This window comes from Gracilibacillus halophilus YIM-C55.5, from assembly GCF_000359605.1.
Classification (GTDB): domain Bacteria; phylum Bacillota; class Bacilli; order Bacillales; family Amphibacillaceae; genus Gracilibacillus; species Gracilibacillus halophilus.
On record NZ_APML01000007.1, the window covers coordinates 63,256 to 78,387 of the forward strand.

Annotated in this window: 11 protein-coding genes and 3 pseudogenes; 6 read left to right on the forward strand and 8 right to left on the reverse strand. The window is 37.3% G+C overall.

Annotated elements, in window-relative coordinates:
* Positions 1-23 precede the first annotated feature (23 nt).
* Positions 24-221, forward strand: a complete 198-nt coding sequence (locus J416_RS16655) for an IS3 family transposase (protein WP_003463877.1) — start codon at positions 24-26, stop codon at positions 219-221.
* A gap of 567 nt (positions 222-788) precedes the next feature.
* Here J416_RS16655 and J416_RS02280 read toward each other — a convergent pair.
* The 8 genes and pseudogenes from J416_RS02280 to sigW form a co-directional block, all read right to left on the reverse strand.
* Positions 789-1,319, reverse strand: a complete 531-nt coding sequence (locus tag J416_RS02280) for a hypothetical protein (protein WP_003463879.1) — start codon at positions 1,317-1,319, stop codon at positions 789-791.
* Positions 1,320-1,878: 559 nt separating this feature from the next.
* Complete coding sequence (gene glmS / locus J416_RS02285; protein ID WP_003463886.1) at positions 1,879-3,681, reverse strand: glutamine--fructose-6-phosphate transaminase (isomerizing); 1,803 nt, start codon at positions 3,679-3,681, stop codon at positions 1,879-1,881.
* Between the two features lie 447 nt (positions 3,682-4,128).
* Positions 4,129-5,478 (reverse strand): phosphoglucosamine mutase, encoded by a 1,350-nt coding sequence (glmM, locus tag J416_RS02290; protein WP_003463889.1) that lies wholly within the window; start codon positions 5,476-5,478, stop codon positions 4,129-4,131.
* A 53-nt stretch (positions 5,479-5,531) separates the two neighbouring features.
* The gene (locus tag J416_RS02295) at positions 5,532-6,611 is read right to left on the reverse strand and encodes a CdaR family protein (protein ID WP_003463892.1); all 1,080 of its coding nucleotides are present in this window, start codon (positions 6,609-6,611) and stop codon (positions 5,532-5,534) included.
* Positions 6,612-6,622: 11 nt separating this feature from the next.
* Positions 6,623-6,778 (reverse strand): hypothetical protein, encoded by a 156-nt coding sequence (locus J416_RS15620; RefSeq protein ID WP_003463894.1) that lies wholly within the window; start codon positions 6,776-6,778, stop codon positions 6,623-6,625.
* Positions 6,771-7,591: pseudogene (gene cdaA / locus J416_RS02300) on the reverse strand (diadenylate cyclase CdaA). The gene J416_RS15620 and the pseudogene cdaA overlap by 8 nt, the downstream one beginning before the upstream one ends.
* A gap of 172 nt (positions 7,592-7,763) precedes the next feature.
* The gene (locus J416_RS02305) at positions 7,764-8,393 is read right to left on the reverse strand and encodes an anti-sigma factor family protein (RefSeq protein WP_003463901.1); all 630 of its coding nucleotides are present in this window, start codon (positions 8,391-8,393) and stop codon (positions 7,764-7,766) included.
* Between the two features lie 15 nt (positions 8,394-8,408).
* Positions 8,409-8,974, reverse strand: a pseudogene (sigW, locus tag J416_RS02310) (RNA polymerase sigma factor SigW).
* A 459-nt stretch (positions 8,975-9,433) separates the two neighbouring features.
* Between sigW and J416_RS02315 the strand changes: the two are divergent.
* The 5 genes and pseudogenes from J416_RS02315 to sph all read left to right on the forward strand — a co-directional run.
* Positions 9,434-10,177, forward strand: coding sequence for an HAD family hydrolase (locus tag J416_RS02315; protein WP_003463907.1), 744 nt, complete (start codon positions 9,434-9,436; stop codon positions 10,175-10,177).
* A 26-nt stretch (positions 10,178-10,203) separates the two neighbouring features.
* Positions 10,204-11,193 (forward strand): ABC transporter substrate-binding protein, encoded by a 990-nt coding sequence (locus J416_RS02320; RefSeq protein ID WP_003463909.1) that lies wholly within the window; start codon positions 10,204-10,206, stop codon positions 11,191-11,193.
* Positions 11,194-11,264: 71 nt separating this feature from the next.
* A complete protein-coding gene (locus tag J416_RS02325; protein ID WP_003463911.1) occupies positions 11,265-12,947 on the forward strand; it encodes an ABC transporter permease in 1,683 nt (560 codons plus the stop codon).
* Between the two features lie 33 nt (positions 12,948-12,980).
* Positions 12,981-14,048 (forward strand): ABC transporter ATP-binding protein, encoded by a 1,068-nt coding sequence (locus tag J416_RS02330; RefSeq protein ID WP_003463913.1) that lies wholly within the window; start codon positions 12,981-12,983, stop codon positions 14,046-14,048.
* 109 nt (positions 14,049-14,157) lie between these two features.
* Positions 14,158-15,012: pseudogene (gene sph / locus J416_RS02335) on the forward strand (sphingomyelin phosphodiesterase); the annotation flags it as partial.
* Positions 15,013-15,132 lie beyond the last annotated feature (120 nt).

Genomic DNA, 15,132 nt, shown 5'->3' on the forward strand with positions numbered 1-15,132 from the left:
ACATATCCACATTTCATCGAATTTTGGAAGATGACTGTCTCTTAGGCTGTGAATTTGAAACATATGGAGAAGCTTATCAGGCTATTATTGACTTTATGGATTTTTATAACAATCGACGGATTCATTCAAGTATTCTGGACTTGGCTCCAACAGAATTTTATGAGTTACAAAAGGATGAAGCCTTTACCCTTGATGGAATGAAAGCATTGGCTATTCTATAGAAAGGGACAAAAGAAGAAGGAAGTCTATGAAAAATCAAGTAACTTTAAGTATGAGCTAGTTAAAGAGTGTATTTGTCCAAAATTCAGGGGTTAATCCGCAATCATTGGTATAAAACCGAAGAATAATGTTAGAAATAAACAATATGCTGTAAAAATACCTGAAAGGAGAAAAATGACAAATACCCAATTTTTAGCAGAATGCAATATCCATTTTATCTTATCTAGATTTGTTCTAAAAATAAACCACGAGTAACCAATGATCCAAAACACACTAAAGGTAAAAGGCGTATATAATACGAGTATGTTAATATCTCCTCTCCCAAATCCCGTACCAAATATCAGGAAAAAAGATACGAGAGAAAGAAATATAAGAACAATGAAAAAATAACATGACCAAGAAATACTTTCACAATAATCACCATCATATATAAATTCCTGAGTAAATTCATAACAGAAAAGAAAGGAACCGCTTTATCTGATAAACTGGTCTTTATCACAACAAAAGCTACCGATTTGACAACTCCTTGTTCAATATTCGCACCCGTTACTTTACTAGTGTAATATCCTTTATTTCTTTATCAACACGTATTGCTTATCTTCTAAAAAGAATGTTTCGCAAAGATGATTTATGTCTTTTAACTTTAAATGTTTTCCAAATTGGAACGTACTAAGGTTAATTACTACATCTTTGCTTTCTTCTTTCTCTTTTTCCTCATGTCCATCCCAACAAGAGTATATTTCAATGAAATCCTCTTCTATTAAATGTTCATCAATATAATTAAAAAGTGTTTTGATTGATTTACGTTGACCTGATGTATTGTTTGCGTGCAAGTATCCTTGCACTTCATATACAAAAGGCTTGGTGAATTTATTTCTTATTGGTTCATATCCAGTATCTAAGTCAAAAACATCAATTCCACTTGCATCTTCTTCTGTTTCGTAGACCTTTATAAGGTTAGAACCGTTATTCTTCTTCAAATGTTTATCTAAATTGACTCCTTTTAATTCCACTTCTGAAAGAGGTTTATATGTTGGATTCCTACCAAAACTACCAATAGGAAGTTCTATATTGGATCCAATGAAATGGTGTAAAGTCATTTATATATCTCCCTTTTTGTAACCTTATTTTACTAACTCTTGTTAAACATTACTGCCCGTTAGTTGAATAACGTTTTTTAACTTATTTTACCATGAATCTAATTATTGTGCCTTTGAAACTAAGATTTACAAAACTCTTCATCCCCCTCAATCCTTATCCCACTTTGGCTCACCCTTTTTTCACCCTTCCTTTTCAGCCTTTCAATTTAACTAAGTTTTACAAAGAAAATCGCTATTTTTTGAATTAGGAGGAAATAAAGTTGGAAAATGGAACTCGGTTTTACAGAGTTGAGTGAAGGATTGAGGGGATAGGAAGGAGGTTTTTCGCGTTTTTTACCACAATAACCTTCACCCTTACATCTATTCACTCCTCATCACGCTTGCTTTCTCAGACTTTTCTCCAAACAAAAAAGAACCGAAATCGTACGTTAAATACGATCTCGATCCTTTCTCAAATACCCCACTATCCATAATCTGCCTCACCTGTTTGGTAACTTTCTATTCCAAATGGAAAAGAAGAATTACGGGGAGACAAAACATCTCAAAACTTATCACTAAACTACTCCACTGTCACGCTTTTTGCTAGATTCCTAGGTTTATCAACGTCGCAATCGCGGTGCAGTGCTGCGTAATAAGCGAGTAATTGCATTGGAATCACACTTACGAGCGGAGCTAGTAGTTCATGCACTTGTGGCAGTACAAATCGGTCTTCATTTTGTTCAAGTCCTTTCATACTGACCACGCACGTATTCGCACCGCGGGCAGCAACTTCTTGCACATTGCCACGAATGGATAAATTCACGTTTTCTTGAGAAGAAATGGCAATCACTGGTGTACCGTCTTCAATTAAAGCAATCGTCCCATGCTTCAATTCACCACCAGCAAAACCTTCTGCTTGAATATAAGAAATCTCTTTTAGTTTTAATGCTGCTTCTAATACGACGAAATAATCCATGCCACGTCCGATGAAAAATGCATTACGTGTGGTATCAAATAAATCTTTTGCGATACGGTCAAACGCATCTTTTTGATCGGTCAAGGATTCCATCGCATTAGCGACAATACCTAGCTCTTTTAATGGATCAAACGATAAGTTGATCCCTTTTGCTTTGGCTGTATCTACAGCTAAAATAGCTAACACCGCTATTTGTGCCGTATACGCTTTTGTTGAAGCAACAGCAATCTCAGGGCCTGCATGGAGATGCAGGGTATAATCAGCTTCACGAGAAAGGGTAGATCCAGGGACATTAGTCAAAGTGAGCGCAGGATGACCGAGTTCTTTCGTCTGCACTAATACTGAGCGACTGTCCGCCGTCTCTCCGGATTGTGAAATAAATATAAATAATGGTTTCTCCGATAATAGTGGCATATTGTACGAAAATTCACTCGCAATATGCACCTCAACAGGAATATTCGATAAACGTTCAATAAACTGCTTGCCGACAAGACCTGCGTGATAACTCGTTCCAGCAGCAATGATGTAGATACGATCCGTTTGATTCATCGCTTGGCGAATATCCTCATCTAACTTAATGGAATCATTCTCATCTTGATACTCTTGGATAATTTTACGAATGACAAATGGCTGCTCATCGATTTCCTTCAACATAAAGTGTGGGTATGTGCCTTTTTCTGTATCAGCAGCATCAATTTCTGTCACGAATGGTTCACGTTCGACTGCTGTACCATCAAGCTTTTGAATCTCTACTCGATCGCGGTACACCAAGACAATCTCTTTATCCTCAATTTCCAGATAGTGATTCGTCTCTTTCAATGTAGCCATGGCATCACTCGCCACCACATTGAATCCATCTCCTACTCCGACAAGTAATGGACTCTTATTTTTCGCTACATAAATCACATCTGGGTTCTCATTATCAATGACCGCAATTGCATAAGAACCTTTTAATAAAGATAACGCTTGGCGAAAAGCTTGTTGTACATCACCGACTTGGTTGTATAACTGCTCAATTAATTGTACGACGATTTCTGTGTCGGTTTCACTGCGCAAGTCTACATCGACTAAATACTCATCACGAATCTCGTAATAATTTTCAATGACACCATTGTGAACGATCGTAAAACGTTCTGACACACTTTGGTGAGGGTGAGCATTGTCTTCACTTGGTTCACCATGTGTTGCCCAACGTGTATGGCCGATCCCCATTGTCGCAGACACACGATCATCAACTTTCTCACGTAAAGCTGCAATGCGACCTTTCACTTTAAACAAGTTTAATTGATCCTCATTTAATACTGCAATCCCTGCTGAATCGTAGCCACGGTATTCCAGTTTCTCTAATCCGTTTAATAAAATATCCTTCGTATCTGCTTCTCCAATATATCCAACAATTCCACACATATCGTTGTTTCCTCCTCGTATTTAAAGGGGCAAACAAACGACCTTTCTTGTTGTGACCTAAAAGGGGCGTTTATTTGCCCCTTTCTCGTGTTTGGTAGGCATCTTATTTTTATTCTTGTTCATAAAGTTACCTTCATGTTTTCGAATAAAAATGTGACGGTTGAGATGCAACAACCGGGAGGCATCCGCCGATCAAACTCGATAAAACCTCCACCTCGTCAGCTATGGATTCTTCGTTCACCATAGCCCTGGCGCTTTCCATTAATAAACCTTCGATACTCCTTTCTATTTTTGAGTCGGTCCTGTGAAAATGGACAAATTCTATTTTACTGGAAATGATCGATAGGCGCAATACAAAATATCAATCATTTTCCAATAATATATGCTCTCGTTTCGTAAAATGTGAAAAAGGAGTCCGTCTTTTCAACGACCGACTCCCTTTTATGCTTATTCTTTCATTCCCATCGTCTGATCAATGACATCAGCTACTTCTTTCACATATTTATTACAATCCTCTATCGTAGGTGCCTCTACCATGACGCGTACAAGTGGTTCAGTTCCCGATGGGCGTACTAATACGCGACCACTATCGCCCATTTCTTTTTCGACGTGTTCAATTTTCTCTTGAACCGTTGTATTCAGCATCACTTCATTCTTATTAACCACGCGAACATTTTGTAAAACTTGTGGGAACTTTTCCATCTCACTCGCTAAATCCGATAACGTTCGCCCGGTTTCTTTCATGACATTCACAAGCTGTAATGCACTTAACATCCCGTCACCCGTTGTCGTATGATCGAGAAAAATAATATGACCGGATTGTTCGCCGCCTAAATTATAACCACCTCGACGCATTTCTTCCATTACATAGCGATCACCGACGGTTGTTTTATTACTATACATTTGATTGGCTTCTAATGCTTTATAAAAGCCAATGTTACTCATGACCGTCGACACAACGGTTGACTCTTTAAGAAATCCGTGATCATTAAAGAATTTACCGATGATAAACATAATTTGATCACCGTCAACAACTTTTCCTTTCTCATCAACAGCGATTAGTCGATCACCATCACCGTCAAAGGCTAATCCGACATCCGCTTCTTTTTCAACGACGAGTGATTGCAATTTTTCCGGATGAGTAGATCCTACCCCATCATTAATGTTTAATCCATCTGGTGAAGAGCCAATCGTTGAAATCTCGGCCTCTAAATCAGCAAAAAGGTGAGAAGCTAGAGCAGAAGTTGCACCGTGTGCACAATCTAGTGCGATATGCATACCTTCAAATTCATTATCGATGGTTTCTTTTAAATATTGGATATATTTTTGACCACCCTCAAAATAGTCATTAATTTGACCTACATCACCACCCACGGGCCGTGGTAATTCGTCCACTTCTTGGTCCATTAATGCCTCGATTTCGTCTTCTTGCTGATCTGATAATTTAAAACCATCCGAGCCAAAAAATTTAATTCCGTTATCTGCCACTGGATTGTGTGAAGCAGAAATCATGATACCTGCTTGTGCGTTCATCGCTTTGGACAGATAAGCCACACCCGGAGTAGAAATAACACCTAAGCGCATGACTTCCGCACCAATGGACAGTAACCCAGCTGATAGCGCTCCCTCTAGCATTTTTCCAGAAATCCGTGTATCTCTACCGATTAGTACTTTTGGTGTGTCAGCTTCTTTGGTTAACACATAACCTCCTAAACGACCTAGTTTAAACGCTAGCTCTGGTGTTAATTCTGTATTAGCAATTCCACGGACACCATCTGTACCAAAATATTTACCCATCGCGTACTCTCTCCTTTAATCCTAAAAGCTACATACTTGATCCCTTTTATCCGCTATTCTTCTGATTCGATTAAAACTTGTGCGTTTTCAACTGATAATGACGCATCTGCTTCATTAGGGGCTTCCACTTCGATCGGCAATTGATGTTCACCTGGATCTAACCCACTTGCATCAACTGTTAATTGAATATCATCTCCCGACAAGTCTTCTAAAACAGATTCATAAGCTTGTAGAGTTACATCCACTGCCCCATTCGACGGATTGGTGACTGTTGCCGTCTGATTCTCACCTTGATTTTGAACTGAAATGGATACATCTTCATACGTCTCTTCGACAACTTGATCGACTTCTACCTGTACATTCACATTCTCGATGTTTGCTTTTCTTACTTGTTGTGGTAGGTCTAAGCTCACTTCTTTCGTTGTATTTTCGGTCAATTCACTTAGGTTCAGTGGCATTGTTGATATTTCATCTAGATTGTTTAAGAAATCTTCGCTCGCATACACTCGCACTTCATTCGTTTCCAATTCTAATGATGTAATATCTATATTTTCGGCTGATTCACCGGTTGTTTCTAGAGAAATAGGCACGTTCTTATTCGGGTCATTCACTTCTACGGATACATCAATCGTTGGTGGTTCTAAACGCACCCCTAATTCATTTCCCTCATTATCATACACCTTAATTGGAACATTATCTATCGTAAATGACTCATTGACCCCAGACATATCGACAAACCCTTTTACCGTCGCAACACGATTAATTACATCAGTCGAGCTCGTCACTGTTACCGTATTTTGATCAATGCTATAATCACTGATTTCATATCCAGCTTCTATCTCATCACGATTGACAAAATCAAGTGAAACATCAAATTCTTTGGTCGCACGTTCTTCAATCGTTACTTCCACTTCTACGGGTTCGATATATACATTGATTCGGTCTGGAACGCCTGAATATTCTAATGGTACGGTATGTGTACCAGGATCTAATTGTTCTAAATCAACAAAGACATCGAAATTTTGTTGCAAGGCAGTTGATGTGACAGCACTTACTGACCCTTGTAAGGTGACAGTCACTTCTTCTGGCACTCCCGTGACAACATACTCGTCTTTATTAATATTGACTTGCACTGGAAATTCATCTAATGTTCGTGTTTCATTTGATTGGTAAATGGGAGTGTTACACCCTCATCTGTTTCTTCCATATTTTCATCAAAAGCCACTATTACAAACAATAACACGGCAAGGATTAACGCAACAATACGGATGACCCAAGGCTTTTCTAACCATTTATTCATTTCGCTTCACCATCCAATTCCATGTTCGTGACGATGAGGGTTTAAACTTATGCATTAATTCATTTTGCAACAAGTTAGCTAATGTTTCTTTATCTAAATCTCGGTGCAATTCCCCATTTTTCGTTACTGAAATCCCACCTGTCTCTTCAGAAACAGTAATGGTTACGGAATCAGTTACTTCACTAATTCCAAGCGCGGCACGATGTCTTGTTCCCAATTCTTTTGAAATAAACGGACTTTCAGACAATGGGAGGTAGCAGCTGCTGCCACAATTTCGTTTCGATTAATAATCACTGCCCCATCATGTAACGGTGTATTAGGAATAAAAATATTGGTTAGCAATTGATTCGAAAGTTGGCCATTGATTGGTATGCCTGTGGATATGTAGTCACCCATCGCTGTATCCCGTTCAATTGTAATTAATGCACCAATTCGACGTTTGGCCATATAACTGCATGATTGAACAATCGCTTCAATGGATTGTTGCAATTCTTCATCTTCAGAACTTGTATTACGAGAGAAAAAGCTCCCTCTTCCTAGCTGTTCAAGCGCTCGACGTAATTCTGGCTGGAATAAAATGATAATTCCGAGCGGCCCCCACATAATTACCTGCCAAATGATCATACGGACCGTGCTTAAATCTAATAAAACGCTGAGAAAATAGATGAAAATAACAACAAAGATACCTTTTAATAATTGAATGGCTTTCGTCCCTCGAATAAGCATTAGTAATTTATAAAGGACATACCATACAATGCCGATATCAACGATGATGAGTAATATATTTAAAAAATTCCACTCCCCATTAATCATGCAAACACAACCTTCTGTCCATCCGAATCCTCTTTCTAATCATATAATAGTCATAAATATATTATATCATACTATGGGAGGTAGAATTAAATGGAATTGTTTATGATATGAAAGTTTACCTAAAATAACGCTTAAAAAGCAATCTTCCCCTTCAGCAGAGGAAGATTTCGAATCACTCATTGTCATTGTCAGATTGACTAAAATCAAAAACACTTTGTACGAAGCCTTTTAATTTATACCATAACCAATCAAATACCTGATCCACTTGCTTGATCTCGCCACTTACCTTTCCCACTGAAGCTGATAAGTGGTCTCCATTAATTAAGACAACGTCCCCTTTTACTTCACCTTCCACTTTTAAGTTAGCATTTTTTATTTCAAGATCATCATGAATCGTAACGTCTTCAGGTACAATCACCGTATCGTTTTCAATCACTAAATTTTTACCCTTTGGATAAGTCAACTCTTGTTCTTGTCCCCATGCTGAGATCATACTTCCCAACATTAATACAAAGAAAACAGCAGCAGCAGTAAAAACAGGGTGCATTCTCATCCAACGCTTTGCTGACATTCGCTTTTTTTCCTTTGGTAATTGAGCCATGACATTATTTGCAAACTCAGAAGATGTAGTTAAATTTGTATGAGAGGTGATCAAAGCAACTGTACGTTTCAATTCGTGAAAATGACGTTGGCAATCCGAACACGTCTGCAAATGTAGCCGTAGTCGATCTTCATCTTCTTTTTTTATATCTCCATCTAAATATTGATGCATTAATTGAATAGCTTCCTTATTACAGTTCATCATATTCACACCCCTTTATATATGACGAAGCTTTTTCCGCAATGCTTCTCTTCCTCTATGGATTCGTGTCTTAATCGTACCAACGGGTAACTGTAAGATTTCACTAATTTCTTTTAACGACAATTCATCCATAAAACGTAATGCGATCACACTTCGATATTTCGGAGGCAGACTCATGATCTCCTCTTGTATCAATGTCTGCATTTCCAGACTTTCTACCTGTTGTTCCGGTAGTGCTTCGTCATTAGGTATTTGTGCATATAAATTGATACCGTCAGTCCCTTTGATTTCGGCATCAAGATAAACATCAGGTTTTTTCTTACGAATGCGATCAATCGACAAATTCGTCGCAATTCGATACAACCATGTCGAGAATTTCCTTTTCTCATCGTAAGAATGAATATTAACATATGCCCGGAGAAACGCTTCTTGTGCGAGATCTTCTGCTTCATGTCGGTTCCCAATCATTCGATAGCAAATGGCGAAGACTTATTTTGATAAAACGCAACAATTTCTTCATAAGCGGATTGGTCACCTTTTTTGACTAATTTTATATTTCGTTTCAGCTGTTCTTCTATCATTTTATTACCTCCGCTATTATTGCGGTTAAAAGTAGTTACGAATAACCGTTACATGAGGTTTCATTTTTCAGCAAAAAATAAAAATTATAACATCATCCATATTATAACAATAAATACTCAGGTTGGGGTTATATTTTTTATCTTTTTTAAAACAAATGATGATTTAGGATGCGTGATTTTAGTTATAGGTATTTATATTTATGAACCTTCTTTTACATATTGTTTTTTTAGAATTATTATGAAATTTTATTTTTTCTAAAAATGCTGTAATCGTTGCTACGAGCGCTTTATTAAAGCTTTCAAAACCGGCAAATCAATAATCATCCGTTGACAATCTATCAATCTATGATTAACCTAGTAAACGTTATGTTAAAAAAATTAATTATGTTAAATTTTTACTTAACATAAAATATTATAGGCATCAAGTATTATGATGTTTAGCAAAAGGAGGTGATTATCATGGAAGTTACAATTGGTAGCGAATCATATCAAGCGGAAGGTCTGTTATTTGATAAAGATGGCACTATCATTGACTTCTATTCCTTATGGGGACAGTGGGGACACGATATTATTCAAGATATTTATAAGAAGCTCAACCAAGACATCTACTTTCACCCCCATCAAATGAGTCAATTTATTGGCCTGGATATACCCGGTAACACTTGGGATCCAAAAGGTCCATTAGCCATTAGTGGAACAAATGAATTGATGACCATTCTCACACTTTATTTATATCAAAAACAGATCCCGTGGAATGATGCTTATACTTACGTAACTGATAGCTTTGAAAAGATCAATGCTAATCTCAATTGGTCTGACTTTATCAAACCTATTGAAGGCATTCAAGAATTCATGAAACATGCCCATCAAAGTGGATTAAAAATAGCTGTTGTCACATCTGACTCAACAAGTGAAGCCAATAAACACTTAGATATTTTAGGACTCAAACAATATATTGATTGTGTTATTGGGCACGATTTAGTCGAACGGGGAAAACCATTTCATGATATGGCTGATTTGGCATGTTGTGAACTTGGCATTGATAATCAACAGGCTTTAATGTTTGGTGATTCTAACAGTGATATGCAACTCGTTAAAAATGCCGATATGAAAGCTGGCATAGGGGTATCGGCTCAAAAAAATAGCACACATCTAGAGGATGCAAACCTCATTATACAAAACTATCGAAATTGCTATATATAAAAGATAACAAGGAGGAACATATAACAATGAAAAAATTAATAACAACAACGGTGATTCTCTCAGCGATGTTTTTACTCGCTGCTTGTGGAAATTCAAGTTCCAACGGAGAGCCTCTACAGGTATACACTCACAATGACTCTGAAGAAATGGATGCAATGGTACAAGATATCGAAGAGAATACTGGCGTACAGCTTGATGTTCTTCGTCTATCAAGCGGTGAAGGTTGGAGTCGTATTCAAGCGGAAGCGCCTGAAATTGGAGCTGATATGCAAATCGGTATGCTTCACGGTTTTGGGATTAAAGCGGAAGAAGAAGGTTACTTATTACCTTATCAATCCGAAGAATGGGAAGATGTACCAGATAAGTTCAAACAGGAAGATGGTGAATGGTACGGTACGTCTTTCTGGTATAACTTAATTGCGGTTAATGAAGATATTATAAAAGAAAAAGGATTAGATGTTCCACAGTCTTGGGAAGATCTACTCGATCCACAGTATAAAGGTGAAATCGTTTTACCTGATCCTGGTACTTCTGGCACAGCCTTTTTAGCTGTTTCGACGATTATGCAATTAATGGGAGAAGAAGAAGGTTGGAAGTACTTTGAGGAACTCGATTCTAACGTAGCGCAATATACAAAATCTGGTACTGCGCCAGCCCAAATGGTTGCTCAAGGTGAGTATGCAATTGGCGTAACATGGGATCAAGCAGTATATGATTACATCGAGCAAGGTTATCCAATAACTGATGTTATACCATCTGAAGGTGTCGGCTACAGTCTTGATGTCGCTTGGATTTTTGAAAATACAGATCAACCTGAAAAAGCGAAAAAAGTAATGGATTATTTAGGCACAAAAGATTTTATGGAATTAAGTGCTGAATACCGTTCGATGGTAACAAAACCAGGAGTTACAGATGATTCTGGAATTGAAGAAAGCTTTATCGATTACGATGCACAATGGGATGCGGATAACCGTGACCGCATTATGAAAAAATGGCAAGACAAATTCTCTGACTAATAGTGATGAAGACCAGCGTAATACTCGCTGGTCTCCCGCTATTTACAGTCTATAACTGAGGTGATTTAATTTTGAGTACTGAGACAACGAAACAATCGAGAACAGCTAGACTTGTTTCAGACTTACGTCAATTCTGGTCTGAACCTTGGTTTGCTATTTTAACGATGGTTTTAGCTGGAGCGATTCTATTATTTATTGTTGTTCCCGTTTTCGCCGTATTATTAAAGAGTTTCGGTATGAATGAAAATGGTTTTACACTCGATTACTATCAAGAATTCTTTTCACGAACGTATTATTTTGATGCAATCATCAATAGTTTAAGTGCATCTATTCTATCTACGATTATTGTTGTGTTTTTAAGTGTTAGTATTTCGCTCTATGTTACGCGTTCTTCCAGTTTTGTTTCGAAATTTTACCGTGGTGCTGCTTTATTACCACTTGTTGCACCGCCATTTATCTTTTCACTATCATTAATTATATTGTTTGGCAGAAATGGTGTGATCACGAACATCATGAATCATGCGATCGGTGTAGAATTTAGTATTTATGGATTCTGGGGGGTCGTCATTTCTCAGGTTCTGGGATATTTTCCAATTGGATATATGTTAGTCGAGAGTACGATGCGTAATATGAGTCCAAGTCTTGAGCATGCATCAAGTGATCTTGGGGCGTCTCAATGGAAGACATTACGGAAAATTACCCTTCCGTTATCCCAATCTGGCATCACAAAAGCTGGTTTACTCGTTTTTGTTATGGCGCTAGCTGATTTCTCCAATCCGCTAATTATCGGTGGTGGCAAACCATTTTTAGCATCTGAAGCTTACTTATTAGTTGTAGGACAACAAAACCTGGAACAAGCTGCCGTATTAGGCGTATTTCTAATTATTCCAAGTTTAATTATTTTTATCTTCCAAACATATTTTCTAAAGGATTCTGGTTTAGAAACTATATCTGGTGAATCTGGTGCTAGCAATGCTCCTCTCTCACGAAAAGTAAAAAGTACAGTGATGACCATCAATACGATTTTTGTCGCTTTTATCATTTTGATGTTCGTCATGGTGATATTAGGAGCATTTGTGAAAATTATTGGTATAAACAACACTTTCACACTTGAGCATTTTAAAAATCGGAATGGCTGGGATTCTCTGTATACCAGTGTTTTCGTTTCTTTTATAGCAGCTATCCTTGCTGCAACAATTGGTATGTTACAAGGTTATCTTTTTGCAAGAAAACCGATTCCTGGAAAAAAAGTATTAGAGTTTTTAACCCTATTTGGTTTAGCAGTACCTGGTACCGTCATGGGGATTGGTTATGTTCTCATCTTTAATGGTCCGCCATTCTTCCTAACTGGCACCGTCCTCTTAATTGTCTTAAATATGACGTTTAGAAAGATTGGCGTCGGTTTAGAAGCAAGTATTAGTAAAATGCATCAAATTGATTCCTCTATGGAAGAAGCTTCGAGCGATTTAGGGTCTGGACCTTATCGTACATTCGGAAAAATTATTGTACCTTTATTAAGCCCAGCCTTTATTGCAGGCTTTGTGTACACATTTATGACCGCAATGGTGTCCATTAGTTCCGTAATCTTTTTAATTGCACCAGGAACAAATCTGGCAGCGGTGTATATTTTAAACTTAGCAGAACAAGCACGTGTCGGAATGGCATCGGCTATGTCATTTATTTTAATTGTCATTGTCCTTTCTTGTATGGGATTACTAAAGTATATCGAGAAAAAAACAGGCGTCAGTATATAACGAATGTTTAATTTATAGAGGGAGTGAGATTACTTGAGTGAACAAGAAAACTTTTTACAACTCAGTCATCTATACAAGTTCTTTGATCATGTAAAAGCTGTTAATGATATTTCAATTAATATCAACCAAGGTGAGCTTGTCTCATTTATTGGTCCAAGTGGTTGTGGGAAAACTACATTGTTGCGAATCGTAGGTGGCTTTCATCAACAAGATCAAGGGGCAATAACACTTGACCAACAAAAAATTGACCATCTACCACCTGAAGATCGACCAACAGGAATGGTCTTTCAAAATTATGCCCTTTTTCCACATATGTCTGTATACAAAAATGTTGAATATGGCTTAAAAATTGAAAAAGTAAATAAACAAGAACGAGAACAGCGAATTAAGGAAGCATTATCTCAAGTTCAACTTGAAGGATATGAAGATCGAAAACCTAGCGAGCTTAGTGGAGGACAACAACAAAGAGTTGCCATTGCGCGATGCCTTGTATTAAAGCCGAAAGTATTACTTCTTGATGAACCATTATCAAACTTAGATGCCAATTTACGTATGATTATGCGCGAAGAAATCAGACGTTTAAAGGAAGAATTAAATTTAACGATTATTTTTGTCACGCATGATCAGGAGGAAGCACTTAGTATTTCTGACCGTGTCATCGTTTTAAATAATGGTACTGTACAACAATTAGATCGCCCGGATAAAATATATAATACACCGAGCAACGAATTCGTCGCTAATTTTGTTGGACATGCAAATATCCTTAATGGTGAATTAACAGAAATCGATGGTAACTTGTCCTTTCATACTGACTCGTTCAGTTTTAAAGTTGAACCACAAACCGAAATACCTACAGAAAAAGTAAAAGCTGTCATACGCCCAGAGAGAATAAAAATTGACTCTGAAGGTGAACTGACTGGAACGATAACAAGAATTGTCTACAATGGCAATTTTACACGTTATTTTGTTGATATACATGGTGCAGATATAATGGTAGATGATTTTAATGCACATGGATTAGATGAATACAATCGTCATGATCGCATTCATCTTTCTTTCCCTAAAAACCCTCATTTTATCGTAGAGGGGGATGAAGCATGAAAAAGTTAGGTATTTTGCTTATCACATTACTTACTTTCACGCTAGCCAATAGTGTTCATGCAAAGAAAATACGGATGACTCCTATCAGACCGATTTAGATGTTGTATCCTACAATGTCTACTTGATGTCTAGTACACTATCACCTAATTGGGGACAGTCGCAAAGAGCAGATCTAATTGGTCAAGCGGATTTCATGTATGGACATGATGTGATCATTTTAAATGAATTGTTCGATAACAATGCATCCGATACATTATTAAATCATTTAAATGAAGAATATACGTATCAAACACCGATTTTAGGTAGTACGACATCTCAATGGGATGAAACAAGAGGTAGTTATTCTCATATAGTACCAGAAAGCGGTGGGGTATCAATTGTAAGTAAGTGGCCTATTAAAGAACAAATTCAATATGTCTACAGCGAAGCTTGTGGACCAGAAAGTTTAAGTAATAAAGGGTTTGTTTACACCAAGATTAATAAAAACGGTGATCCATATCACATCATTGGCACACATATGCAATCGACTGACTCAAATTGTTCTGACGGAGAACCCGAAGATGTTCGAAGAGCTCAAATGAATGAAATGAAACAATTCATCGAACAAAAAGGTATTCCAACATCCGAAATTTTAGTAGTGGCAGGTGACTTAAACATCATGAAAGATTCTTCGGAATATCACTCAATGTTAAATCAATTAAATCTAGATGAACCTCAATATACAGGCTTTAATGCAACTTGGGACCCTGGAACAAACTCGATTGCACAATATAATTATCCTGATTTGGATTCACAATATCTTGATTATATTCTTGTTTCAAATCAACATAAACAACCTCGTTCCGTGACACTTGATGCTAAAGATGTTAAATCGCCAAAATGGTCTGTAACTTCATGGGGCACTACCTATGAATATAATGATTATTCTGATCATTATCCTGTATTTAGTAAGATCAATCCTTAATCAGTTACAAAAGAGAGGACTTAGAATATCTAAGTCCTCTCTTTTTATCATGTATTTTATCACTATGTAGTACCGTTAAATATATCAAATGGTGGAGCCTAGCGGGATCGAACCGCTGAC